The sequence below is a fragment of the Picosynechococcus sp. PCC 7003 genome, assembly GCF_001693255.1.
GTDB lineage: Bacteria > Cyanobacteriota > Cyanobacteriia > Cyanobacteriales > MRBY01 > MRBY01.
Map to the genome: position 1 here is coordinate 98,402 of NZ_CP016476.1, position 26,008 is coordinate 124,409.

Below are 26,008 nucleotides of genomic sequence, written 5' to 3' on the forward strand. Positions count from 1 at the left end.
AGAATGCAGGAATTTCAACTACGGGTTGTACCGTTAAAAAATAATGAATTTGCCCTAGAGCTATTCCAATGCGCCTATAAAAAAGCAGGAGAGAAGAAGCGTCCACCAGCAAAAAAAATAGGACGTTTAAAAGGTAACCCTCTCATTTTGGCGCGGCAAGCGGTTTATGACTCCCTCAAGCAAAATCAATATGATCCTAAATCCCTAAGTTATAAGCGCCAAACGCCCTATGTCCTAGATGAAACTTCTGGGGTAAATCTCGCTGTCCTTTTTCAAGCGCTCAAACGCCTCAGTAAGCCAGAACGCATCGCCAATATTACCCAAGGGGTACGCTCAATGAGTAATGAGGAAGCCCATTATTGGTTTGCCAAGATGAGCAATGGTCACAACCGATCTGCCCAAAAAGCGATTAGAGTATTACTAGATGATTAGTGTGTTGTCGAGGTAAGCAGATGGCAGTCACGATGAAAGCAAAGGGCAAAATCGAGAATGGTCGGCTTGTCCTTGATCCTGATACAGCAGTTTTTCCTTTGGATGGAGAAGTAGAAGTCACTGTCACTCTTCAGGAAAAAGCTCCGTTTAATGCTACCGAAACAGAGCTAATTTGGGAGGCGTATCTCGCGTCTGAGGCGGAACGGGAAGAGGTTTATCAACGGCTTGCGAATGTCTAGATTTATCAAAAAGATTCTTTTGGTTACTCGTCATGAACGCTAAATTAGTGGATTCTGTGGTTTCTATTATTGATGCTCTTGATAATGAAGATTATGTTCTTTTACAGGAGCGTTTAAAGAATAAATTAATCCAGAAAACGGAAGGGGTTTGTCATGGTTATGCTCGTATTCGGCAAACTAGGGTTCCCGTCTGGACGATTATTTCTTTTTTAAAACAAGGGGCAAATTCTGATGAAATTTTAGAAAATTATCCGATGCTCACTTGGTTAGATATTACAGCGGCTCAAAGTTATTATAAGGATCATCAAACTGAAATTGATCAAATTATTGCGGCATAAACAGCCCCTAAATCCCCAATTTGGGGACTTTCTACTGGTGTGCTGATAGGCGATCGCCTTTATCTTCTCTCTTGTTCCCCCGATTCGGGGGCTAGGGGGCAATACAACCCAAGGTAAACATATGCGATATCGAAGAATACGCGGCACAACTCCCGAAATTGAAGCCGCAGCCCGTCGCCTCCGAGCCAATCTTACGCCCGCAGAAGCAACACTCTGGGAAGCTCTCAAAGGTAAACAACTTGATGGATTCAAATTTCGCTGTCAACATCCTGTAGAACAATTCATCCTCGATTTTTATTGTCCTAGCTATAAGCTGGTGGTTGAGATAGATGGTGAAATTCATCGCGATCGCCAAGAATACGATCAAGCCCGCACTGAAAAACTAGAGACATTAGGTTATCGAGTGATTCGCTTTAGCAACGATGAAGTCATCCATAATTTAGGTGATGTTTTGGAGCGTATCAGAGCGCAATTGAGAAGCCCCTAGCCCCTAAATCCCCGTTCCGGGGACTTTCTACTGGTGGGATAGATAATCTTTTATTCCCCCAATATTGGGGGTTGGGGGGCATATTCCCCCGATTCGGGGGTTAGGGGACTTATTCCCCCCAAATTGGGGGGTTAGGGGGCTATCATGAGGGAATACCCGCGCTAATTTGACACTCTATGACCACGCCCCAACGTAAATCCGTTTTCATCGAAAAAATCTTCCCTGTAAATCTCCTCAATCAGCAGGTCTACTTTGAAAATGGCGGTAATCCCTTCAAAGGTCTCCATCGGTGGTACTCCCGCAAACCTCTTTCCTTTAGTCGCGCCTCCGTGTTGGGTTCTCTGCTGCCTGCGGATGTGACCATGGAGGAATTTGAGTATTTGCTCGGTCTGGACAAACCCAGAAACAATGAATCCGAACTAGAACGGGACGATCGCCACCAAAGAACTCGCCTCTATAAAACGCCGCCATCCCCTGAGCGGGTCAAGCAGGTGCAAGCTCTCTGTGAAGCCCAATGGGGTGACAAAACTCCGGCGGTGTTGGATGCCTTTGCGGGGGGGGGTTCGATTCCCTTTGAGGCGGCGCGGTATGGCTTGCGGGTGTTTGCGTCGGATCTCAATCCCGTGGCGGTGGTGACGATGAAAGCGGCGATCGCCTTTCCCTTAGAGTTTGGGGCGGAATTGCAGCAGGATATTGATCGCTGGGTGCAATGGGTTGGTGAACAGGCGGAGGCTCGCTTAAACGAGTTTTTTCCTGCCCCCGAAGGTGAAACGATTCAGAATTATCTCTGGGCGCATACGGTGCAATGTCCTCACTGTGAATCGACTGTGCCGCTTAGTCCGAATTGGTGGCTTTATAAACGTCCTGAAAAGCAAAATTTACATAAATGGTGTGCGGTTAAACCTGTGCCGAATCTTGCTGAAAAACGGGTTGATTTTGAATTGATTAAGGGCAAAAAGGGTAAAGGTAATACGATTCAAACACCCGATGGTGATTTTGATCCAAATGATTTTGCTACGATTGGGCGCGGTGTTGGCAAATGTCCAAATTGTAATGAAGTAATTGAAGATCAAGTTATTAAAAATCAAGCGACTAATGGCGGTTTAGGTCATCAACTCTATGCAGTTGCTTTCAGAAAAGGTAAAGGTAGTTTGGAGTTTAGAATCGCACAGTCAGAAGATTTTTATGGAATTCAATTAGCTAAAAAGAAACTCAAAGAAATTGAAAGCTCGAATAAAAGTTATTTGATTCCAGATTTAGAAATCCCATATGGACATATGACCCATGAAAGAAATGCAACAGTTGATTTTGGTTTAGGTAATTGGAAAAACTTTTTTAATCCTAGACAGCTTTTAACGTTGGTGACTTATGTTGAGATTATCAATGAAGCGAAAGAAAACATAAGGGCAAAGTTAGGCGAAGAAAAAACCTCGGCGATCACCACTTATTTAGCTTTAGTTTTAGATCGATGTGTTGATTTAAACTCTCGCCTATCCAATTGGGTTCCGGGAATGGGTAGTGCTGCAAGAGCATCAGCGTCTCATGCACTAAACTTGATGTGGAGTTATCCTGAATTTCAAGGATATCAAAAACTATGGTCGCAAATGTCCAAATTTGCAGATGCTTATATAGAACTTTGTGAATTACTTGGTACAAAAATAGATTCATCTAGTCTAAACCTAGAAACCCATACCGAAAAAAGCTTTTATATTGAATCTATCTCCGCCGATAGCCTGTATCATTTGGCAAATCAAAGTATTGATGCAGTCATTACTGATCCGCCCTATTACGGAACAATTCAATATGCTGAAATGTCTGATTTCTTTTACGTGTGGCAAAAGCGCATCTTAGGCGATATCTTCCCCGAACTCTATTACACCGAACTCACCGACAAAGACCGCGAAGCCGTCGCCAACCCGTCCCGCTTTCGGAACATGGGAACCAGCCCCAAAGACCTCGCCGATCAAGACTACGAAGCCAAAATGCAAATGGCATTCAGCGAATATTACCGCGTGCTAAAAAATGACGGCGTAATGACCGTGCAATTTAACCACAAAGACTCTGGCGCATGGGATGTCCTCGCCCAATCCCTAATTACCGCCGGATTTGAGATCACCGCAAGCTGGGCAGTCAGCACCGAAAACCCAATTAACCTGCACCAAGCCCAGAAAAACAGCGTATCCAGCACCGTCCTCTTAGTTTGCCGCAAACGCGACCCCAACAGCGGATCAGCATGGTGGGATGACCTCCGCCCCGAACTCGCCCGACTCGTAGAAGAACGCGCCCCCGACTTTGAAGCCAACGACATCACAGGCATTGACTTGTATTTAAGCGCCTTTGGCCCCGCCCTGAACGTCTTTAGCCGCGCCTGGCCCGTGCTAGATAGTTCCGGTCAAGAAATGCGCCCCGAAGTAGCCTTTGAAGAAGCCCGCAAAGCCATTTCCCATTACCGCCTAAATAAACTCCTGAACCAAGAAACCAGCGGCTTTGATGCCCTGACCCAGTGGTATATCCTCGCTTGGGACACCTTCCAAGCCCGTCAATTCCCCTTCGATGATGCCCGACAATTGGCACTGGCTGTCGGTGGTTTCGATATCACCAAAGATCTCAAAGGCGAACACAAACTCATTAACGCCAAGAGCGGTAACTGTGAACTACTCACCCCGACCCAACGTCTGAAAAAACGCGCCTTTTCCGTCAGTCCGGCAGACTTTAGTTTCACTTCGGCGATCGATGCCCTCCATGCCGTCATAGCGATTTATCAAGAAGAACAGGCGATCGAACCCGTGCGGCAATTCATCAAAAAGACCGAACTCCTCGCTAATGACCAATTCATGAAAGCGTGGGAAGTAGCATTACGGGCAATCCCCCACATCCGCGACGAGAAAAAACGCATCCCAGAGGAGAAAGCATTGGCGGATCTCTGGTTGGCGATCGATGAGATCAAGGCGAAAGTGCGTTATGTCACCCCAGAGGATGAGGAGGGCAGTGGGCAGGCGGTTCAGGGGAGTTTGTTTTAAGCCCCTGAGAAGCCCCTAAATCCCCATTCTGGGGACTTTCTGCTGGTGTGTTGCCCCTAAATCCCCATTCTGGGGACTTTCTACTGGTGGGGTGGATAGATCGGCGATCGCTCTTCTGTATTTCTTCGCTTCTCCCCAATTTGGGGGGCTAGGGGGGCAAGAAACGCCCCTAAATCCCCATTCTGGGGACTTTCTACTGGTGGGGTGGATAGATCGGCGATCGCTCTTCTGTGTTTCTTCGGTTCTCCCCAATTTGGGGGCTAGGGGGACATAATGACCCTAAATCCCCATTCTGGGGACTTTCTACTAGTGGGGTGGATAGATCGGCGATCGCTCTTCTGTGTTTCTTCGGTTCTCCCCAATTTGGGGGCTAGGGGGACATAATGACCCTAAATCCCCATTCTGGGGACTTTCTACTGGTGGGGTGGATAGATCGGCGATCGCCCTTCTGTATTTTTCCGGTTCCCCCATTTTGGGGGCTAGGGGGCAAAGTTCCCCCCAATTTGGGGGGCTAGGGGGGCAAAAAGCTCCTAAATCCCCATTCTGGGGACTTTCTACTGGTGGGGTGGATAGGTTAAAAAGGTGGAAGGACATTACAGGCGATGCAAATACTATGAACCTAAGAACTTAATTATGCTGACAACCTACATTAAACCCATCCGTACAGAATCAGACTACGAGGAAGCATTAAGCAGAATTGAAATGCTGATGGAAGCAGAACCAAATACACCTGAATTTGATGAATTAGAAGTCCTGACTACCCTCGTCGAAGCCTATGAAGCCAAAGAATATAGAATAGATGCACCAACGGCGATCACTGCAATCAAGTTCCGCATGGAGCAACAAGGTCTTAATCAACAAGATTTAGTTCCTTACATTGGTAGTAAGTCGAAAGTTTCTGAAGTCTTATCAGGAAAACGAGAACTAAGTAAAAACATGATTCAGGCTTTGCATAAAGGCTTAAACATTCCCCTAGAGTCTCTTTTTCAAGAACCACTAAAGTACAGGTTTCATCCCTAGAACAGGACTATGATTATAGCCAAATTGAATAACAATGGCAGCGAAAGACAAATTCCATGAAGCCGTAAAAATGGATAAATTAAGCCACTATCGCCAAATCATCCAAGATATGCTCAATGAGAAAGCTCAAATTAAACCTATCGGTGGTGAAATTGAAGTGGAGACTATTTTCGATGAAAAAAATGACCGCTATCTCTTAGTTCATCTCGGTTGGAATGACCAACAGCGAATCTACTCCTGTGTACTTCACTTAGAGATTCAAGAACAAAAAATTTGGATACAAAACAACCAAACCGACCAATCAATCTCAGAAGAACTTCTCGAAAAAGGCGTTCCTAAAACAGACATTATTTCAGGCTTACAACCTGCTTATATCAGAGAATATTTAACTTTAAACTCTGCTTAGATATCTGAATAGAATTGTTTTTTCATCGTCATACATTAGAGGTCATAAACATGGAAGTCAACACCCAAGTAAGCAGGGACACTGAAAATAAAATCAATTTCATTCAAGCCCAAACACACCAAGATCTTTCTGAAATCCTTAAAAATGCCATTGAACTCTACTATCAAACCCTACAAACTCCCCAAAAAACACCCCTACAAATTTTAGAAGAGTCAGGCTTTATCGGTTGTGCCTCCGTTGAAAGTGATCTCTCAATCAATTACAAAAAAGTTCTCACAGAAGAATTAAGTAAAAAATATGATTATCGCTGATACAGGATTTTGGTTGGCATTAAGTGATGATCAAGATCAATTTCATCAAGCCGCTAAAAAAGCACTCCAGCAATACCCAGAACCATTAATCACAACTTGGTCAGTCATTACAGAAACCTGTCATTTACTCCTTGCTCGTAAGGGGGCATACGCACAGATTAAGTTCATGCAAGCCCTCAGTAATGGAGCCGCAGAGCTATTTTTACTGCAAACCCATCATCAGTCCCGAATTGTCGAACTCATGACAAAATACGCCGATCTGCCGATGGATTTAGCCGATGCATCCCTTGTTATTCTTGCGGAGGAACTCGGACAGGGAAAAATCTTCTCTACAGACCAACGGGATTTCGGCGTTTATCGCTGGAAAAATACGAAACCCTTCCAAAATCTTTTGATTCCTTAAATCAAACCCAATTTTCTACCTTTAAGCCCGGAACCCGCTCAAACTCCCGCACGTTATTCGTCACCAAAATACGATTTAAGCCTAGGCAATGGGCCGCAATTTGGGTATCTAAAATGCCGATAGGCGTGCCCTGGTGATTTAGATGTGCTCGAAGTTCACCATAAATATGACTGGCTTGACGATCCCAGTCAAAGACATCTAAATAAGCGATAAAATCTTCAATAACCTGATAGTTTTTAGCAGGATTCATTGATTTTGCCGCCCCATACTCTAATTCCGCTAGAGTAATAATCGAGATCCCTAATTTGTGGGGCTCAATTTGTTCAAACTTTTCTAAAACTTGAGGCGGCTTTTCTTTGATGATGTAAATACAAATATTTGTATCCAACAAAAACATCTAGAATAAGTCCTCCCGCTCTTGGGGCGGCTGGTCATCCCGTGTTTCCATAAAATCTGGCGTGGCACAAGGAGCATTGTCAAAAAAATCTCGCCAAGATCGCCGTTTCGGAGACAAAATTACGCGATCGCCTTCTTTATAAATAAAAACTTCCTTCCCCTCAAACCGAAACTCACGAGGCAACCGTACCGCCTGACTGTTGCCATTCATAAATAACTTTGCCGTTTTAGGTTGAGCCATACTAGGGGTATTACACTCAGTAAAAGAATATATATTTCTAGTATATACAGTGAACTGTCTCCCCGACTACCCTTGGAAAATCAGCTACACCAGCGCTCAAGATAACCCGATCGCCGATTTTTATATTCCAGCCCTAGAACGTTCGATCCAATACGACCGCAAATCAGGGTTTTTTAGTAGCGCGATTCTGAGCCATGTCGCCGCCGGACTGGGAACCCTGCTCAACCAAGACGGTCAAATTCGCCTGATCCTCGGTTGTCAACTCAATGCCCAAGATGTCGCCGCCATTAAAAAAGGTTATGAACTCCGAGCGGCGATCGCCCAACGATTAGACACAGACCTCACCCCTCCGAAAAACTTTGCCCAGCTCCACCACTTTGAAATTCTCAGTTGGCTCATCCAAGCCGGAAGGTTAGATATCCGCATTGCCCTTCCCCTCAAACAAAACGGCGATCCCCAACTATTAGAGGAAACCTTAGATTTCAATCACATCTTCCACGAAAAAGTTTGCATCTTTACTGATGCTGAGGGTAATCAACTCGTAACGAATGGATCTGCCAATGAATCCATTAGCGGCTGGGAACTCAATACCGAGTCATTTCAAGTATTTAGTTCCTGGGAAGAAGAGAGAGAACGCCAAAGGGTACAGGAAGAAATCATCCGGTTTGAGCAACTCTGGACAAACCAAATGCCTAGGGTAAAAAGCTTTGCCATGCCCGAAGCAATCCGCGAAAAACTTTTACGCTATACACCCAAACAAAAGCCCCAATGGACACCCACCAAGGATTTTGATACTCGTCCTCTCCCTAAAGCGGCGGAAAGCATGAAGGTTAAAGCTCCTAGTGCTGAATATAAGCCCCTAAATCCCCAAGATGAAGACTTCCCGGATTCTTCTTGCTCCCCCGATTCGAGGGCTGGGGGGCTACCAGATCAGCCCCTAAATCCCCATGCTGGGGACTTGAATACAACTACAGATACAAATTCCCCCCAAGTTGGGGAGCTAGGGGGGCAACTTCCAGAGGCAATCATCTTTGAACAGAAAATGCTCAAAAAATGGCAGAGCTTACCGACCCATGCAGGTTGCCTAAGTTATTGCCTTGATTCCATACCAATTTCCCCCTGGCCCCATCAAATTAAAATCTTGCGTCATGTCGTAGAAAACTTCCCTTGTAGTTTCCTGATCGCCGATGAAGTCGGGCTGGGTAAAACTATTGAAACAGGCTTGATTTTGCGTTATTTACTCGTCTCTCAAAAAGCAAAACGAATTTTAATCCTTGCCCCCGCTAGCGTCCAACCCCAATGGCATAGTGAGATGCGCGAGAAATTTAACCTGCACTTCTGGAGTTATAACAAAGGACAATTCACAGACCCCTACGGCGAACTCTGTCCCCCTAGCGAAAATCCTTGGAATACAAAAAATTTAGTTTTAGCCTCTAGTCATCTTGTGCGCCGCCAAGACCGAATGGAAGAATTACTCGCCGCACAACCCTGGGATGTGGTGATTATTGATGAGGCCCATCATGCCCGCCGCAAGGCTCCCCAACAGCGAAAAGAAAAATTTAATCGCTTACTCCAACTCCTGCAACAGCTACGGGAACGCACAAAAAGCATAATGCTGCTCTCCGCAACACCCATGCAGATCGACCCGATCGAAGTCTTTGACCTGATCTCAGTTATTGGTCTAGAAGGTCACTGGAGCTATGGTGATGTCTTCTGTGATTACTTCGCCTCCCTCGATAATCAACCCAATGAAAATCTACTGAAGTTCTGGCAGCAAATGACGGCGGACTACTTCAAGTATGGCGGTCAGTCCTGTCCTCGATTCCGGGCCTACCTCAATCAAAGCGATCGCCTGCTGGCTTCACGTCTCGACGACTTTTGGAGCGGCAAATATCCCACCATTAACCTCCGGCAATATTTGAACGACACCAAATTTATGGAGCGTTCTAAGGAATATCTCAGTATCCACACCCCCCTCAAAGAGAAGATGTTTCGCCATACCCGCAATACCCTCCGCGAGTATTACAAACGGGGCCTCCTCGAAAAGGACATTCCCCAAAGAGATGTCCAAGATCAGGCGATCGCCCTTGAACCCACCAAAGAAGCAGAACTCTATCGCCAAGTGAGTGACTATGTCCGAGATTTTTATCGACTTGCCCAAAAGGAAAATCGTAAAGCCCTTGGGTTTTTGATGACCCTGTACCGCAAACGATTGACCAGTTCTTTCTATGCCATTCGCGAATCTCTACAGCGTCGCCTAGATGCCCTAATGACCCAGCAAGGTAGTGGTTTGAGCGATGATGACTTACTCGAACTCGAAGACCAAGATGATGCCATCATTGACGGTCTTGAAAGTTTTATGGAGGAGATTCACCCCAAGGAAATCGAATACCTCGAAGACCTACTACGCCAGTTTGAAAATACTGGAGAAGATACCAAATTTGCCCACCTGCTCACCATCCTCCGCCAAGAGTTCCAAAATCGCGATAGTGCCATCATCTTCACCCAATACACCGACACCCTGGACTTTCTGCGGGGAGAACTGCAGCAAATCTATGGCCCCCAGGTGGCTTGCTACTCCGGGCGCGGCGGTGAAAAACTAATCGATGGCGAATGGCGGACTGTCTCCAAAGAACAAATCAAGCGGGAATTTCGCCAGGGGGAAATAAAAATTCTGCTCTGTACTGAATCCGCCAGTGAAGGGTTGAACCTGCAAACCTGCGGCGTATTGATTAACTACGATATGCCTTGGAACCCGATGCGTGTCGAACAGCGAATTGGCCGGATTGATCGCATCGGTCAAACTTTCCCCAGAGTCATCATTCACAACTTCTATTACGACGGCACCGTAGAAGCCAGAGTCTATCAGCGCCTCCGCGATCGCATCCATGCTTTTTCTTCCGTTGTCGGTACTCTGCAACCTATCTTGGCCAAAGTGCCCACCCTCATCGAACAGGCAACCATGAGCGCCGATCCCCAAGAGGAAGATGTTTTATTTTCTGAGTTTGACCACGCCCTAGATGCCCCGCCCTTGCAAGTCACCCTCGACGACATGGTGCAAATGGATGTGGAAGCCGACATCATGAGTATTCGCCAACCGCTGCCACTTTCTCCCTTAGCTTGGCAGGATCTGGAACGGTGGCTCACCACCTCACCAAGCCTCAAGCAAGCCGGGATGATTTTTGAAGATAAAGGCAATCGCCAATGGTCACTGACTCAAAAGTCAAAAACCGAAACAATTACATTTGATCCCAAAACCTTTGAAGAATATTCTTCTTCCCTCAGACTAATGAGCATTGGGGAGCCGTTGCTTCGGAACTTAATCCAAATTTGCCTAAAAGCTCAAAAAAATAGCCTCAGTATGTAGAAATGACTTATCACTCGTGCTATATTATCCGCACGTGGTTATCTTGTCATTCAAACCACTGATTTAGTAGATGAGCTAGAAAAAAATCGTTTTTCCTTTAGAAGCTGCACAGATCGCAAGGTCTTCTTGTGTCTGTCTGTAACTAAAAAAGAGGAAAAACCAGTATGTCTCTACTAAATCTCCAGTTCCGCGCCATCGCTGCCCGTCTCCAAGTTTTAGACAATTCACATCCCGATCTCGCCTTCCCCAAGGTTAGTAACTTGGTACAGACCCATCTCTCTTGGGAACTCGAAAAGGCGATCGCCAAGCGTCAGGATCCAGAAGACCCCCATACTTTTTGGGATCTGCTTAAAATTGATGCGGTTCTCTGTCTGGAAAATCAGATGGGCGAAAAGATCCGGGTCGGTGTATGTCTAGTACCCAATGAGTTCCAAGCTTACAAAACTTTGAACAAGGCTAATCAAGCCGCCTATTTTCAGGTGCGTCGCCAGTTAGGGATTCAAGCTTACTGGGTACTGTGCCTAGATCCAAAGCACTTCCCTAACCAAAACCAATGGGTTGATTTCCTTTACAGAGAAATTGACCTTCAACAGAAGAGTTGTCGTCTGATTTTTGTGTAAAACCCCTGACAGATAGGGAGAGAGAGCATAAAATCAATTATTTCGTTCTCTCTCCCTCCTCAAAAATTCTTGCTGCTGCACCCCATCCAGAATTTGGTCTAGGTTGACGCCTCAAAAACGTTTTGGCGTAAAAGTAGCCCTTCTTTTCCACCACCAGTTACCAGGCCACCACCAGGGGGAGCGTTGGGCCTGGATGAGATACTGCACCTGCTCATTAAGCCTTTCTATCTGCATTTGATATTCTCGGTCATTGAGGCTTTGGGTCTGGATTAGGTGATCAAACTGTTCCTGGAGGCTGGCTATTTGCTTAATAACATCCCTAGCCATTATTTGTTCTGCTTGTAGTTTTTCCGTCGCCGCCTGAATAGACAAAATCAACTCTTGAATAGACTGGTAACCATCGAGGCATTTCAATAATTCAAGAATGTGGGCTTCGACATCAACTAGTGCCTCGTATTTATGATCTAGCGCCGAAATCAGATTTTCTGCGGCCTCTAATGTTTGATTTGTTTTGGCAAAATCAACCTTGTACTCTCGCTGTTTTTGCGTCAAAGTATTGAGGGATTCTAGATAGCGATCGCCTGTTTCTTTTTGCGATTCTAGTTGGGAGTGGGTCTTTTCTGCCTGGTTAATGATCTCCTTAAGTTCCTGAAATATGGCCTGGGCTTTGGCTGTTCCAGAGCTGAGTTCCTGTAAGCGATTTTGACCGCGCTCTTGGTGGTCATGCAAAGCCTCGTTGGCTGATTTTAGGGTCTGTCGTGCGGCTGCGATTTCTGCCATCACCTGCTGAATCTCATCCCGATCCCAAGCTGCCTCTAATAAATTTTCAGCCTTAGTGATCGCGTGCTTCAACATTTTTTCCAGTTCACCCAATGCCATTAAGGTATCGTTATCCTTGAGGACTGCTGGATGATTGTGTGTCATATTTTGAGGATTCATAATCGGGTTAATTTCCTTGTGTATAAACGTTGTCTTGGGATTTGAGAATCTTTACTAAAGCTGTGATCAGATTGCCTTCGGCTTGAGCAATCTCCGGCAGGGGCAGATGTTCAGGATAGGGGATCTGCCGCATTTGAAATCTAAGTCTTGCCGCTTCAACAAATAGATTCACAGCCTCAAGATCATGGGCGATCGCCTCCATAACCCTGTCACATTCAGTTGGTTGAGTATCTTTGAGGGTTGTTATCCTGCGTGCCCCATCCCAATAATGCCCCATGGCCCGGAGGAGAAGACTTTGGAGTAAAGGATTGGCCTTTTCTGCGTTCAAAATTGCTAACTTTGCCTTGAGCTCCTCTAAGGATCGTTCCTGTAACCGCAGGATCATCTCCCGCTCAAGCTCGCTGCGTTCTTCCCCCTTAAAGTTGATTTGATCGAGGACTTCATACATATCCCGATAAAGAAGCACCGACTCCAATTGCAAAGCATCGAGAATGTATTGACGAATGATATTTTTTTTCTGCAAAGCAAGAATCAATTCATCATCTTCTGCTTGTAGCCAGTGGATTAAATTATCAATGGCTGGCTCATTTTTACAATCAATCAGCTCACAGACCGATGATAAATTCGGTAGATACTGTAGAAGGAGTTGATATTGTGCTTCAGTAATGACAATCACGAGCTGAGAACGGGTTCTGGTCAAAAGTGTATACCATTGCCACCAATCCTCTGAGGTTGGTTCTGGTGTGGTCGTTTTAAAAGCATTAAAAACCACAGATGTATCAAATTCTCGTCCCTTCACCTCATGGACATTGAGAAATTCTAATTGATCGTTATATTTCGATTGATAGGTTTCAGCATATAAAACCTTAACCCGACTAACAAGTTTATAGATCAATGATTTACTTGCTTCAATGGCCTTAGTTTTCCGTCCCAAAGATTGACAAAGCTTTTCTAAAAAGCCTTCTGCCTCTGATGAGGACGGATATTTAATCAGCTTTACCTTCTCGCCTACTTTGTAGGCATAGTCAGCCTCAGTCGGTTGATAAGGACAGCGCGCGTTATTTTGTCTCGCATTCTCTAATACTGGTGCTAAGAATAAATTACTAAATTCAAGAATGCGTTTTGAATTGCGGAAACACTTCCAATCCGGTTCCTGCACATTAACGAGTCCCAAGGCACCCCAATCAAAATCAACTGGCATAATTCTTTGATTGAGATCACCCAGCAACCACAGATAGGTCGGTTGACCGGCTTCCTGCCAACCGCGACAGAGCTTTTTAATCGCCTCTAATTCACTCAGCAGATAATCTTGAGACTCATCAATAATTACGGTGATACCGACTCTATCCTTAGTTGGAAGCGTGACCGGAGTTTGCTCCCATTGTTCACAGAGCCGAGTCGCAATATCTGAGCGGGATAATTTATTAATATCTTTGCATGCTTGGTCCCACCATTCCGGAGAAATTCGTTTGAGTACCTCGATTCGATCAGCATTTTCTTGGTAGACCGTATTTTTGGTTTGATCCGAGTCCGGTTTTAGAACAAAAGATTGATAAAGAATCAGATCTCTTTGTCTGATGCCCTGAAAATTCAGGCCAGCTTGGGACTGTTCAGCCCTTTGGGCCAGATCTTGAAGGATTTTTAGCTCCTCATCCGAGGATAACATCGAGGATTCGCTCTCTGGAGAGGCATGTTTGACCCAGTCTTGAAACGTGCCATAGAAAAATCCCTGGGACATATCCGAAGGAATAGATTGCAGGCAATGGAATTCTTTAACCTCTTCGAGTAAGCTCTGGGGCAAAAGAAAAAGGACATTCCAGCCCATTTTGTATAGATCGCAGGCCCGTAGTGCGGCAGTGACCGTTTTTCCTGTGCCTGGGGGACTTTGGGTAATATGGGCGAAGAAACCAATCCGTGGATTTTCTCCATAGTGGCTCACTGCTGTATGTTGACCAATTTGATCGCTCGTCAATTTTTGGGCTTGGGTCATCACCGGGCTGTAATTATAGCCTCCGTTTAGAAAGAAAGACCAAGCGATGTCCTTTTCTCCATTCCAAGTGTAGGCGGGTTCTCGAGGCAGTGCTTTAATATCAATGTCATAGGTATCATCGTTACGCTGCGCGGCATACAGAATCCGGATCGAACCATCCTCTTGATTTAAAATCCAAATCAACCGCAGAGAACTACCACCCCCTAGATCAAGGCGCGATCGCCAATGGTCTGCACAACCTCCGCCTGAAAAGTGAATTGTATTAGGAAAATTACTATCATCGGGCGTTTCTGTAAGCCGCTCAAATAAGCGTTCAGGCACTTTCAGGGAACCTGTGCTCTGTAAATTACGTAAATCTTGAATGGCTTGGCGCGTCAGTTGTATTTGTCGCATTTCCATTGACCTCGATCAAACTCATAAAGTTCATAAAATTCATTTCACCCGAAAGACTCCCAAGTCAGTCGAGCATAGTTTGGTTTAGCTCCAATCCGGTTTATTTTCCCGAGCGCGACTAATCGCCATACCGTTATCAATGCCGACCACCAATGGTGTGACCACAGAACCAACAGCAAAGGCATTAGCAAAAGCTTCTTCTGGATCTTCACTGCCTGCGCCAATCACAAATCCCAATGTGCCTAAACAGGCAAAGGTAACCCAAAATGCTTTCCAGCGACGAGTGTAAACGTAAGCCCCCAGAGGAATAAATAGCGCCCATAAAACCACTACCCAAATCTTTTTCTGGGCTAACTTTTCTAGGGAAGTTTGAGGTTGAAGACTATTGCCAGAAAGAATATCTTGTCTGAGTTTAGAATATTCTTCGTCACTAATTAAGTTTTCGTCCCGTAGTATCTGTAGTTCTTGGAGTTGTTGGCGTTTATCATTCATGGCTAATTAAAAATAAAACTAAGAAAAAATGATTAAGTTCTAATCGACGAGCTATTGATCTTCTGGTATAGGGCGTTGTTTTTGTTCCGGTAAAGTATGTTCAGACCAAGCATTAACAGGGCAAATACTAAGTAATTTCGGTTAAGCTTTTGCTTGGATCTATCTGAAACTTACACTTTCCATTAAACCTTGTGATAGTCAATTCCCAATCTCGAAAACCCATGACCTTTTCAGTTATCAGCGCCGCATAGCATGTTCCTTGGGAAGCCAGGTCGTAGCGCCGATGCTGTCTAATCCAGAAACGCTGGCCTCGGTTAGATCCGCATTTTCCAGACTCAAGCCAGCACTTTTGATGCCTAATAAATTTGCTCCCCGTAAATCAGCCCAGGCACAGTTAGCACCACTCAGATCGGCTCCCTGGAGATTTGCATTGCGGAGGTCAGCATTGGCAAGGTTACTCCCTGTTAAATTCGCTCGTGCAGCATTAATGCCTGCGCAATAGGCATGGTTTAAATTACTTTCGTTCAACACAGCTTTTGCTAAGTTAACTCCTTCCAAGTTGGCATTATCAAAAACGCCATCGCTGAGCTTAGCACCACTTAAAGTCGCATAGGCTAAATCTGCTCGGGCCCACTGGATCCCTGCTAAATTTGACTGCTGCAACATGGTACGTTGCAAAATAGCATCCTGGAGATTTGCCCCCTGGAGATTTGCATTTTGTAGTTCTGCTGCGGATAGATCGCAACCAACCCCATTAAGCTGGGGGGCTTGAATTTCAGCAAGGTTACTGCTCCGTAGTGCGCTGTGGGCGATATTGGCTCCGTCCAACTGGGCCTGGGTTAGGACTGCACCATTCAAGATACTTTCGCTGAGATTGGCCCCACGCAAATCAGCTTGATGAGCATTGAGTCCCTCTTCTTGAATTTCCTTGAGATTAGCAGCTTGGGCTTTAGCCCGCACTAGGGTGGCTCCAGTGAGTTGCGCTTGATTAAGGAGGGCATTGGTCAGATTTGCTTTACTCAAGTTGGCGTCTTTGAGATTGCAGTTGGAAAGGTTCGCACCTTCGAGATTCGCATAACGCAAGATCGCATTTTCGAGACTTGCTCCGGCTAGGTTCATATTCTGGAGAAAAGCACCGGTTAATTCTGCACCAGCTAGGTTAATGCCGGAAGCAGATAGATTAGATAGGCGAAAATCTGCTTGGTAAAACACAAATCCCTGGAGAGAATATTGGCTGAAGTCTACTCCTACAAATACCACTCGACTGAAGTCACGACGATCGCTTTGGATTGCTTGTTGAAACTGAGCATCATTGAGACGCTCCTTGGAAAAAGTAGGGCGAAAAGGAGCCGTATGATGCCAAAAAATGAGGGTGTCAAGGTTTTGAATAATGCTACGAATCATAGATTTCATGGGTTTTTACTGCCTCTTCAGGTAGATATTCTGGAGTCAAAACTTCAGGGGACAAATCTGCCTCAGGTACCTGCGCCCAGAGTGTTTGCAGTAGTCGATTTGCCAGAGAATAGTAGAGACTAGGTAGTTGATCGAGATAACGATAAATTCGTTCTAGGGCGATCGCCGGCCGGAGAGCTGTTTTAAATTCCGCAGTCAAGGTAGTTAGGGTAGCCCGCTGGGCAAGATAATTGGCACAGTAGTTTAATCCCCGCTGATAGTAACAATGAGTAATGCTGTCCCGACGATCTGTTGCCACAAGAAATTTTTGATATTTGTAGGTTAAATTCAGCAGCGGCATAATAATTTGATGAATTTGGTCAATGTGATTTTGAACCTCTGCTGGAGTGCTAGAGAATTGCACTACTGGGGTTCCTATGGTGGGGGTCAAGGCTTGGGATAGATCTTGGCAATGCCGCTTGAGTTGTATTCCTAAAGACATCAGCTCTTCTTCATAGGCCGCAACCATCACCGAATCGACAGCCCCAGGGACAGCATCATCGCTATGTGTATCTAAGCTTTGTAGCTCAAACTCTTCTGGGACTTGCTGGTCTTGTTTTTGGGATTGAAGTTCTTCTAGTTCAGCTAATTTTTGCTGGAGATGTTTTTGCTGTTCCAGCGCTTCAAGTTCCTCTTGGGCTTGCTGTTCTCGTTTTTGGCGATCGCGGGCCTCAAGTTCCTCTTGAGCTTGTTGTTCAAGCGCTTGAATCAATTCCATCACTTCCCAGGAATGATAGACTTCACCAGTGGCTTCAATGTGATCGAGGGTCGCAAGGTCTGGCCCATACCAAGATTGAGTCAGATAGTTATTGATCATGGATGTCCTCCTCAGCTCCTTGAGCCTGGTAATAACGCTGGCGAAGGATATGCACGGCTTTTTGGACTAAAGCCTTTTTCTTAGGGTCAAAGCTATCCTGGACAGCGGGGCTCCGGGCAAAACTATAGGTCAACAGGCAGGCCGTAGCACTCAAAACAACGGAAATTCCCGCCATCAACATCGGAAAAGCCAGTTGTTCAAAACGACCCATTTTGAAATCGTTGATAAATAATTGAGTGGCGATCGCCACTCCGTCAGTGGGAGATTTCAGGTTGTGATCAGGCTGAAACTTGCTTTCAAAGTGTCGGGGCATTTCTGCCTGGAGAAACTGCACATCATCCCCGTATTCAATGCGTCGGCTTAGGGCTTCATCTAATGTGGTACTGGCGGCCTCATAAGCAGCCACATTTTCTGTTTCAAGGCGTTCAAGCTTTTGGGTCAGGGGCAAATTAGGGGTTTTTACCGTCGTCCAATCAGTATTTCGTTCTTCATAGGAGCCATAAAGGCTGAGCTGGAGCCGTTGCCATTCAGGATTATTCCGGGAAGCAACTTCCCCTTCCTTCGCGACAATTTGCTGCAGGAGTGCTTTAGATTCATTAATCTCAGCCTTAAGTTCATCCAGTTCAGCAGGTTGCTTGAGAACGTCTAATCGTTCCCGTTGTTCGTGAATGACCGCTTCAGCTAATGTTTGCCTCACAGCAGGTTGATTCGTGAACATCACAATACCCGGCCCCGTAAACACGGTCAAAAGAGCATTAATCATCAAAAATCCTCCTAGACCATGCCACGCATGCACCCGATAACCAGGGGCATGTCTCGCGGCGATCGCTCCACAGTGATTGGATGCTGCATTAATTCCTCCCAAGACAACCATGGCTGCTACTGGGGATAAAAAAAGCCCAAAACCTCCCAGGGCAAGAAAAATAAATGGCGCAATGCCAAGGGTATTCACAAAACTAGAAATCGTGATAAGGCTTGCATTTAAGTGGGCTCGTTGCTGCAAATCCTGAGTCACAATTGCTGTGCCATGGAGATCTTTTGCATCACAAATCAAGGCACATTTAAGGAGAAAAAAAACTTTATCAGCAATCTGCTGCTGTGAGAGGATAGATTTATGAGTCACAGGATTAGGAAACTCAAGTTTCGCTGGATAATATTCAGGAAGTGGTGGAATTGGTGTTTGCATGACTAAAAAAATAATTAAGGATTACTTGAAACGTAAAGTCAGAAAAAATCAATGATATATTAAGTGAAAATATGCTCTAAATAATCACTTTCCTAAAGGTGATGGATATGCGGCGCTCGCGCATGATCTTCTGATTTTTCCACTGGTCACTTTTACGGGGTGGAATGCCATGTTTCCAGAGATATCGAGATTCTCCTTGTAATATGACTAAACTTCTAGGTTTGAGTAATTTTGATTGCCGCTCACTATTAACAATACAGTCAAAATTCATCACGCAGGGTGAGTTTAAACTCAGAGAGATAATCGTATCTGTAAAACAGGGCTTACAGTCAACATGAGATGTAATTCCTTGACCAGGGAGATATTCATTCACAATTGCCTGATCTGGAAGCTCAGAGATTAAGTTTAAAGAAACCATTTGCTCAATGATGGGAAATAACCAATCAGGTAGAATGCCCAGGTACATCGAATAATCAATTTTCTTAGTTCTATAATCATATTTATATCCATAGTGCTGGACGCGACGCTTTAAATCCATCAACCATCTTTGTCGATCGATTAGGTTTAAAAGTTCTTGTTCTGTCTGTTTATCAATAAATTCTTCGATATATTGTAATCCTGGTATTTGAGGCTCGTTGATTGTGACCGATGCAAACAACTCTAATTGCTGATTATTAAAGTTAGAATTCATATTGTTATCCCCCATTTTAAATTTGTTAGATTTAGTAATTTCTTAGGATTTCGTAGTATAGATTTATCGCTCGTTTTGGCACATCTACTTTATTTATTTTGAAAAATTGATATTCATAGTAAGGTACCAAAATCTGGTTTGTGGTACTTTCCAGATTAAAAGCTAACTCTTCTTTGAAGAGAATCCATTTTTTATTTAAGTAATCTCCTGGGGGATTTTGAAAGAAAAAAACAATCTTTCTTTCTCCGAAATATTTCAGTATTCCATTAATGGTATGGGCTAACTGCTTGTGGTCTAAGGTCTCACTCGCAAATAGGTAGGAAAAGTTGAGGATGATGGTGGATTTTGGGCCGTCCTTTTCCAGGTGATTGATCATTTCAATGAGCTCTTCTGCATGATGGCACTTTTGCTGGAACTGAAAATTAGAGGCAGTGGTAAAGAGTTCTCGGCGATCGCTAAAGACTGCTGCCATTTCTAGCATGGCGGCTGAGTGGTCGATGCCGATGTAGTTGATGGTGGCTTTTTTCTGATGGAGCTCCTGGATATGAGTAGCTAAGGCCAGACCAGAGGTCATGGGGCCACAACCAAAGTCAATCATTGTTACCCCGTCGGTATGTAAAGGGTAGTCAACGGTTGATTTTGCCATGCTGAATAGCTTAAACAGGTAGCGGCTACTGGCTAGGTGCATCTGCATATAGTGGCGACAATATAGGATGACCGTCTGTAATGGACTCAACCCTGCTTCTCCAGCCATAAAGTCTGCTTTACCCTGACGTAGGATCAGTTTACGCTGAGCATAATCACCTCTACACATCACTGTTTTTTGCCACACGTCACAGGTGCTTTGTTGCTCGTATTGCTTCGCAATGGTCGCGTCAATTACCGTCTTCATTGCCTGATTCAGTTTCATCTTTCCGTCTCCCTTCCATCGACTGTTTGCAGTTTAGGGGCGGAAAAATGGGATGTCAGGTAGTTTGATGCGAATGACGAATTTATGCTGTTATGTCATAGGTTTTGACGATTCCTTCTCCGTGCTTTTTAACGATCTCGACTAATTCTCGGGGATTTACGACCTTCACTTGCTCGCCAAAGCCCACAATCCAACGCAGTAGGTTGATGTCATTCAAGGCCCACTTGGGTAAGGTCACCTGAAAACGGTGGGGATGTGTTTGATCGGATGATGGTGGCAAGGTATAGGGTGCTTGCTTTCTGTGAGCTGGGGAACCACTGATCCGGGTAGACATCTTCATCTGACTCTTTGGAAAACGCTGGTTCCCTTCGCTGATAAAACGGAAGATTGGCTCTGTGCACAGCAGTTCAACTTTAATTTCAACGGTTTTCTTGCTGCCTTTTTCTTTGCTCAGGTACTTTTTCTGATCATCAACTTTATTCCCAATAAAAATGCTGCCACTACTCTGGATGAGCTGTGTTAGTTTTTTCAGGGCTAAGTCTCGTTCTCCTTTAGGACGTTGTTGGGGCAGTTCTCGCACTAGTCGCAGGCGATCAATGCGCTCAAAAGACAGAAGACCGGCTTGTTCTCCTTCGAGGATTTCAAATCCTAAATACCAAGCAATGTCATAGAAGACGATTTGGATGGGATAGGCCATAAATACACCTTCTGGGTTTGGGGTATTTGCAAAGCGTCCGCTATTGAGCATTCGGCTTAGTTCCAGGGCTCTGCCTGTACTAATGGCTCGTTCTACGTCTTGGATTCTTGCAGGGAGGGCTGTGGTGGATAGTTGGCTTAAGTCCACGATGTTACGGTTATGGATTGCTAGCACTGGGTAGGGACTTCGGGGTGACTGCCCCAAGTTGCCTAGGCGTTCTTGAAATCGTTGATAAAGTTCTAGGGCGAGGGGATCTTCTAGGTTTTGTACTTGGGATTGGAGCAACTGGTAGACCTGTAATAGGTCATTCTCTGATAGGATTCCTGTGCCAATGCAATAGCCTTTTTTCATCGGTCGGTTGGGTAAGATGCCATAGGGTTTAAGGATCTTTTCGATATCTTTGCGGATACTGTTGGAAGACCCGAATTGAACTATGTTTTGACTCTCCATTGCTTCGATTAGGGTTCCTAGGCTACCCAATGTCGAATCGTAGAGAAAGGGGTTTTTGACGATGAAGCGAATGGTATTAATGAGACGGGTGAAGGGTTCACGGTCTGAGTAGGGATGGGTAGGCTCGTTGTCTGCTAGTTCAATGGTTTCTAGTTGTAAGTCACCGTGAATTTCAGCCTGACCAATGATGTGATTATTGGTCAACCACTCTAGATCTTTTTGGATCGCTTTAGGGTCTGCATAAATTGGGTGTTGGGTCTGACTAAGGACGGCGGCGATCTCTGCGGTGGATTGGGTAAAGGCTTGGGTTTCTCCTAGGATTTTGGTTAATAGTTCTGGGTCAGTCTGCTGAAGGTTACCGAGGCCAGGATATTGAATGAGTAGGCTAATCAGGTACATTAACCGCTCAAAATCTAGTAAGCGGGAATATTGATGGTATTCAATTTTTCGGTGCTTGGTGCGATTACGACGATTGATTTGGGTTTTGCTGAGTTGGCCTAATTTTTTATCAAAAACGCTCAGATCTAATGCTCCGTCTTTGTAGGGCACATCGTAGACGGCGGTAAATCCTTCTGCAGCAATGGGTGGGAATTGTTTGAGGGCTTGGTAATATTCTTCGATCACTTCCTCTGGGACTTGTCGGGAACGCTCACTATTCCAAGTTTTACAGACTGCTAAAGGAGTCTTCAGATGCCAACCCACAATCTCTATATTTGGGTCTATGGATTCTCTAAGTTTTTGGATCAAGGAAATTCGCCACGCTCGTTTGGCATTGGTGGCATCATAAATAATATTCTGTTTTTGTTTTAATCCTTCTGTGATTTGATTAAATATTTCTTTTTCAATTAAATTCCAATCTCCTTGGGTATTTTCGTTGCCGAATAGTTGATTTCGTAGATTGTCTGTAGATATTAAATTATAGTTTTTGTTTTTAGAAATACAATATCCACCAATGCAAGTTTTTCCTGATGCCGGTGCCCCTATTAAAATAAACACGATGTAAGCCTAAAAAAAATGTAAGTCTTAGATTATAAAAACTTTAGATATCATTTAACTTTTTTAATCATTTCAAGACCCCATAGGTGTAAGGATTCAAGTAATGTTGATTCTTTTTTTTGTTCTCTATCTTTCAAAATCCAGCTTAAGACTTCAATACATTGATTATATACAGAAGCTTGATTGGCTTTATTTCGATCCAAATCAATAATTTGTGCATAGCTATTGATTACAATCGGCATATTTTGATGGACTAAATCATTTCTTGACTTCCTAATTTCATGGAGGATATTAATCTTGTACCTTGATTCATTGTTATTTGGTAATGTTTTCTCTAGAGCATCAATTAATTGTTTTAAGTTGGGATCATACATTCTCTGTTGAGAATTCCAATCGTTTGGCACTTCAATATAACGCTCAATCCAGTTGTCTTGTTGAGCTCGAAGAAATAACAGTTGCTCGATGAGCTGAGCAAAGCTAAAGAAAGCTGATGTTAGATAGTTAAGCCGTAAATCAATCTTGATAAGAAAAGTATTTTCCCATAGTTTTTTAAACAGATCTTGGTTAATTTCTTGTCTCTTTTTTTTCCAGATATCACATTTAACGCTACCAGCGATCGCCACAGTAGACTCATCTGCTAGCCACCGGCCTAAATGTCTATTATTAAAAATTTGAGCAACCTCTCGATTTCGTGCCAGGTTTAGCAATTCAGCTAGCTCATGCAAGCTTAAAAGCTTACTTTGGTGAGCTGTCAACCAAGTTTGTGCCTCAGCAAAATCTCCCCGATCCCATGCTCCTTCAATACGCTTTTTCTCCAGTAGCCAGAAGTACTCACTAACTGTAATTATTTCTACTTTTTGAGCAAACTTTGCGCTCCCATTTCTGTAGTTGTTAGCAGGTTCTTCTGGTGTAACTTTAAAAAGTTGAAACTGCCTCACTAATGTGCCTGAAAAAATGTCCACAGCATTGGCGATCGCCGGAGCACAGCCCTTCGTTTGTATAGCAACTTTCAGATTCGGATTGTGACGAGAATCATTAATTTGTTCAAGGGCTAACGGCAAGACGATCTCCTGCAGCTCTTCATAGACCTTTTGCGTATCAGAAATATTGAGTTCAGTATCAATGACATCAACCTGAAGATTAGGAAAATCTGCTTTAATTTTTTGTTGCATCAAACGAGCTAGCCAAAGCGTATCTGATGAGCGATATCTCCACGGTATACTTTCCGGCTGATTGGTTGCCCAGAGGATAATTGTTTGTAGTCCTTGTTCAGCTAAATCACGGATAATTTTTCCATCCATGAGTAGTTGAACTGCACTAAAATCTCTTCCAAGATTCTGTTGACAATGCTGATAATAGGCTTCGCCAAGATGGCGCACGCCCCAATTTACGCCAGCTTCATGGCTACCACGCTCAATATTTAATTCAGCATATAGTTCGTCAATATGAGGTGGATAGTTTTGATTACCATCAACTCCAAAACAACGAATTATGCCATCTTTACATTGCCAGCCAATCTGACGTGTTCCAACCGTAATAATTAAAATATCCATTGTTTACCAATATCTGCTGATAATTTATCTGCCAAATAAATGAATACTGCCTTCAGCCCTTTGCAAATCACGCAAAAATCTAGATCTGACATGATTTTGTTGATTTTGCGCTCCCCCTAGAAAAAGACAAGCAACTTCTGTACAAGCTGTTCGTATCTCCTGATTAGGATGTGGAAAGCCATAGCGACGAATAGAGACCCACGAACAATGTGCGCCACCCCCTCCAGCACTACCACCCAAAGCGGGATTACGTTTATAGTTACGTGGACGATTTTCTTGATACATCAGATACATAGCATCACCACGGGTTTCAACTGCCCGCTGCTCCTGCCATTTTAAATCTTGAAAATCTACAGGTTCAGCATCGGGACCCGGCAGCAAATATACAGAACAAGTGGTAGGCGAGAAAACTTCTGCCTCAAGGTGATCATTCACGCCAATTTGCAGGCGCTCACCCCATTTGTCGCGTACTTTATCCAACCAACTTTGATAAATATTCTGCCAAGTCTGAGGTTGATGGGGGGGTAATAAATATTTCTGTGTTTTCCATTGACCAGAAGCTTGATCTTGGCGACGGTGAGTTAGTTTCAAAAAAGAACCTCGAGCCGCAGGACGATTGTTGTTCATCAGGAAAATATGGAGGGGTCTGCGCCAACCTCGACCAACACCACCAACACTGGCTGCAACTCGCACAATAGGCAAGATAATTGGCAGAATATCTCTTGGTGCGTGGATTTCTAGTTTGCCTGACCAGCGGAAAAATCGAGGCTGATTAGAACTACGATCGCCCCAGATATTACCCGGTTTCATCTTAATGGAAACACAACCTTTATAAGTTTGTGGCTCAATCGCACCAAACAACTCTGCTAAAGTCTTTTGAGCATTTTCTTGGGGCATCACACCCAATAGAAATCTTAGTGTCCAAGAGCGCAGCCAGCCTCGCCAGTGGGATGGTCGTAACTCCTCTGTTCCTATTTGGGTTGAGGCACCATAACAACCCTGACTAAACAGATCAAAACTGAGGACTTTCTTAGAATAGTTTGGTAGAGATTTGGGTGTAACATCGTCCCGCTCTACCACCCCATAACCCGAAGCAGTCCGACTACCGATACCAGATAGGGTGAGAGCTTGCTCAACCCAACCCCAAACTGTTGCGACATCCTCCAGTGTTGCCCGATGCGGAATCCCTCGGATCGCAACCTCAAACTGAATCAGTTCACCATCACCAAGAGTGTAATGGGAAAGAGGGGTACCTTGCCCTTGATGTAAAACCTGAAAATCTTCTTGGGGGTTAACAATATCCAGAGTTAAACGTGTGGGTTGTAGTGGCCAAGCGTCTAAAAACTCGATTTTGCCAGATCTGATTTCATTGCCTGTTTGTTCGCCTAACAATGCCATCATCTGAGGATAAATATCAGGATGTTGTTTCGCCCATGACCGGACTAAACCCCGAATGGAAGAGCCGGGAATATAGCCATTGAGGGGTAACGTTGCCAAACGCTGTAAATTTTCATTCACATTACGCTTGTCCTCTGGACGACCTTGAGTAGGTTTCCAGTTTCCACAGGGTTCTCCTGCCGAGACAAGGGTTTCCACATCTGGGTGGGGGAACGATCCAACTTTTGCCCGTTCAGACAGGGTAAAAATTCCCTTTTTAAACAAGCCAGTTTGTCCTCGCTGTTGGTGTTGTTCCGCTAACAAATCTGTCAACAAAGTTTGTGTATACATAGTAGAAAATCTCGTCTCTTTAGTTAGTCATTCGCACAAGCTCTTGCCCAAAAATTCCAGTGTTTACTCATCACCATTGCTTGTCGCCACTGTGCTAAATATTGCGCTGGTTGATTTCTTTGTAACTCAATGACATGATCCATTAAAGCTCGCTGAGTAAAATCAGGATTCAGCCCAAGTTGCTGAATTAAGAGACTCTTCCAAGCGGGCACAGTACGTTCTCTAACTTGACCTCCTTGAGCATTTTGTTGATTGATATAACCTACGGCAGACAATAAACCAAAGATACGCAAGTGTTGAGATAGGCGCAAAATAGCGTTTAAATCTTCTTGGTTAATAGTGGTTTGGTGACGATCTGCTAAATAGCCTTGAATGTGATCATAGGCTTTAAGACTCATTGCAGACATTTGTTGATCTCCTTGTAGTATTCAAAT

Annotated in this window: 26 protein-coding genes; 11 read left to right on the top strand and 15 right to left on the bottom strand. The window is 44.4% G+C overall.

Annotated elements, in window-relative coordinates; translation table 11 throughout:
- Positions 1-3 precede the first annotated feature (3 nt).
- From AWQ21_RS15075 to AWQ21_RS15095, 5 genes are all read left to right on the top strand, one after another.
- Positions 4-432 carry a hypothetical protein gene (locus AWQ21_RS15075; RefSeq protein ID WP_065715515.1) on the top strand — a complete coding sequence of 143 codons (429 nt, stop codon included), beginning with the start codon at positions 4-6 and terminating at the stop codon, positions 430-432.
- A 20-nt stretch (positions 433-452) separates the two neighbouring features.
- Entirely contained in the window at positions 453-671 is a 219-nt protein-coding gene (locus AWQ21_RS15080) for a hypothetical protein (protein WP_157094809.1), read from the top strand.
- Positions 672-703: 32 nt separating this feature from the next.
- Complete coding sequence (locus tag AWQ21_RS15085; RefSeq protein WP_065715517.1) at positions 704-1,009, top strand: DUF433 domain-containing protein; 306 nt, start codon at positions 704-706, stop codon at positions 1,007-1,009.
- Positions 1,010-1,130: 121 nt separating this feature from the next.
- A complete protein-coding gene (locus AWQ21_RS15090; protein ID WP_065715518.1) occupies positions 1,131-1,496 on the top strand; it encodes an endonuclease domain-containing protein in 366 nt (121 codons plus the stop codon).
- A 176-nt stretch (positions 1,497-1,672) separates the two neighbouring features.
- Complete coding sequence (locus tag AWQ21_RS15095) at positions 1,673-4,516, top strand: DUF1156 domain-containing protein (protein WP_065715519.1); 2,844 nt, start codon at positions 1,673-1,675, stop codon at positions 4,514-4,516.
- 306 nt (positions 4,517-4,822) lie between these two features.
- Here the strand turns inward: AWQ21_RS15095 and AWQ21_RS16325 are convergent, their stop codons facing one another.
- Positions 4,823-5,110, bottom strand: coding sequence for a hypothetical protein (locus AWQ21_RS16325; RefSeq protein WP_157094810.1), 288 nt, complete (start codon positions 5,108-5,110; stop codon positions 4,823-4,825).
- A gap of 39 nt (positions 5,111-5,149) precedes the next feature.
- Between AWQ21_RS16325 and AWQ21_RS15105 the strand changes: the two genes are divergently transcribed.
- The 4 genes from AWQ21_RS15105 to AWQ21_RS15120 all read left to right on the top strand — a co-directional run bounded on the left by AWQ21_RS15105 (position 5,150) and on the right by AWQ21_RS15120 (position 6,656).
- Positions 5,150-5,536: a type II toxin-antitoxin system HigA family antitoxin gene (locus tag AWQ21_RS15105; protein WP_065715521.1), complete on the top strand. Its 387-nt coding sequence runs from the start codon at positions 5,150-5,152 to the stop codon at positions 5,534-5,536.
- A 70-nt stretch (positions 5,537-5,606) separates the two neighbouring features.
- Positions 5,607-5,942, top strand: coding sequence for a XisI protein (locus tag AWQ21_RS15110; RefSeq protein ID WP_065715636.1), 336 nt, complete (start codon positions 5,607-5,609; stop codon positions 5,940-5,942).
- Between the two features lie 50 nt (positions 5,943-5,992).
- A complete protein-coding gene (locus AWQ21_RS15115; RefSeq protein WP_065715522.1) occupies positions 5,993-6,253 on the top strand; it encodes a CopG family transcriptional regulator in 261 nt (86 codons plus the stop codon).
- On the top strand, positions 6,240-6,656 hold the full coding sequence (locus tag AWQ21_RS15120; protein ID WP_065715523.1) for a type II toxin-antitoxin system VapC family toxin: 417 nt from the start codon (positions 6,240-6,242) through the stop codon (positions 6,654-6,656). Before AWQ21_RS15115 ends, AWQ21_RS15120 begins: the two co-directional genes overlap by 14 nt.
- A gap of 1 nt (position 6,657) precedes the next feature.
- On the opposite strand, the gene AWQ21_RS15125 is transcribed toward AWQ21_RS15120, so the two are convergent.
- Together AWQ21_RS15125 and AWQ21_RS15130 are read right to left on the bottom strand one after the other, a co-directional pair.
- Entirely contained in the window at positions 6,658-7,053 is a 396-nt protein-coding gene (locus AWQ21_RS15125; RefSeq protein ID WP_065715524.1) for a type II toxin-antitoxin system VapC family toxin, read from the bottom strand.
- Positions 7,054-7,293 carry an antitoxin gene (locus AWQ21_RS15130; protein WP_065715525.1) on the bottom strand — a complete coding sequence of 80 codons (240 nt, stop codon included), beginning with the start codon at positions 7,291-7,293 and terminating at the stop codon, positions 7,054-7,056. It lies immediately after the preceding gene.
- A gap of 49 nt (positions 7,294-7,342) precedes the next feature.
- On the opposite strand from AWQ21_RS15130, the gene AWQ21_RS15135 reads away from it, so the two are divergent.
- Positions 7,343-10,660 carry a helicase-related protein gene (locus tag AWQ21_RS15135; RefSeq protein WP_065715526.1) on the top strand — a complete coding sequence of 1,106 codons (3,318 nt, stop codon included), beginning with the start codon at positions 7,343-7,345 and terminating at the stop codon, positions 10,658-10,660.
- A gap of 164 nt (positions 10,661-10,824) precedes the next feature.
- The gene (locus AWQ21_RS15140) at positions 10,825-11,280 is read left to right on the top strand and encodes a hypothetical protein (protein WP_065715527.1); all 456 of its coding nucleotides are present in this window, start codon (positions 10,825-10,827) and stop codon (positions 11,278-11,280) included.
- A 111-nt stretch (positions 11,281-11,391) separates the two neighbouring features.
- Here the strand turns inward: AWQ21_RS15140 and AWQ21_RS15145 are convergent, their stop codons facing one another.
- The 12 genes from AWQ21_RS15145 to AWQ21_RS15200 all read right to left on the bottom strand — a co-directional run bounded on the left by AWQ21_RS15145 (position 11,392) and on the right by AWQ21_RS15200 (position 25,981).
- Positions 11,392-12,219, bottom strand: coding sequence for a hypothetical protein (locus AWQ21_RS15145; protein WP_065715528.1), 828 nt, complete (start codon positions 12,217-12,219; stop codon positions 11,392-11,394).
- A gap of 7 nt (positions 12,220-12,226) precedes the next feature.
- Positions 12,227-14,608, bottom strand: coding sequence for a hypothetical protein (locus AWQ21_RS16590; RefSeq protein ID WP_065715529.1), 2,382 nt, complete (start codon positions 14,606-14,608; stop codon positions 12,227-12,229).
- A 78-nt stretch (positions 14,609-14,686) separates the two neighbouring features.
- The gene (locus AWQ21_RS15155; RefSeq protein WP_065715530.1) at positions 14,687-15,094 is read right to left on the bottom strand and encodes an SHOCT domain-containing protein; all 408 of its coding nucleotides are present in this window, start codon (positions 15,092-15,094) and stop codon (positions 14,687-14,689) included.
- A 237-nt stretch (positions 15,095-15,331) separates the two neighbouring features.
- A complete protein-coding gene (locus AWQ21_RS15160; RefSeq protein ID WP_083998092.1) occupies positions 15,332-16,507 on the bottom strand; it encodes a pentapeptide repeat-containing protein in 1,176 nt (391 codons plus the stop codon).
- A complete protein-coding gene (locus tag AWQ21_RS15165) occupies positions 16,488-17,363 on the bottom strand; it encodes a hypothetical protein (RefSeq protein WP_065715532.1) in 876 nt (291 codons plus the stop codon). The genes AWQ21_RS15160 and AWQ21_RS15165 overlap by 20 nt, the downstream gene beginning before the upstream one ends.
- The gene (locus tag AWQ21_RS15170; protein ID WP_065715533.1) at positions 17,353-18,486 is read right to left on the bottom strand and encodes a hypothetical protein; all 1,134 of its coding nucleotides are present in this window, start codon (positions 18,484-18,486) and stop codon (positions 17,353-17,355) included. Before AWQ21_RS15170 ends, AWQ21_RS15165 begins: the two co-directional genes overlap by 11 nt.
- A 139-nt stretch (positions 18,487-18,625) precedes the next feature.
- Entirely contained in the window at positions 18,626-19,240 is a 615-nt protein-coding gene (locus tag AWQ21_RS15175) for an alpha-ketoglutarate-dependent dioxygenase AlkB (RefSeq protein WP_065715637.1), read from the bottom strand.
- Positions 19,241-19,271: 31 nt separating this feature from the next.
- Entirely contained in the window at positions 19,272-20,150 is an 879-nt protein-coding gene (locus AWQ21_RS15180; RefSeq protein ID WP_065715534.1) for a class I SAM-dependent methyltransferase, read from the bottom strand.
- A gap of 82 nt (positions 20,151-20,232) precedes the next feature.
- Positions 20,233-22,293 (bottom strand): WYL domain-containing protein, encoded by a 2,061-nt coding sequence (locus AWQ21_RS15185; protein WP_083998094.1) that lies wholly within the window; start codon positions 22,291-22,293, stop codon positions 20,233-20,235.
- Positions 22,294-22,343: 50 nt separating this feature from the next.
- Positions 22,344-23,846, bottom strand: a complete 1,503-nt coding sequence (locus AWQ21_RS15190) for a hypothetical protein (RefSeq protein WP_065715536.1) — start codon at positions 23,844-23,846, stop codon at positions 22,344-22,346.
- 24 nt (positions 23,847-23,870) lie between these two features.
- The gene (locus AWQ21_RS15195) at positions 23,871-25,574 is read right to left on the bottom strand and encodes an RAMP superfamily CRISPR-associated protein (protein ID WP_065715537.1); all 1,704 of its coding nucleotides are present in this window, start codon (positions 25,572-25,574) and stop codon (positions 23,871-23,873) included.
- A gap of 23 nt (positions 25,575-25,597) precedes the next feature.
- Positions 25,598-25,981 carry a hypothetical protein gene (locus AWQ21_RS15200; protein WP_065715538.1) on the bottom strand — a complete coding sequence of 128 codons (384 nt, stop codon included), beginning with the start codon at positions 25,979-25,981 and terminating at the stop codon, positions 25,598-25,600.
- Between the last annotated feature and the right edge of the window lie 27 nt (positions 25,982-26,008).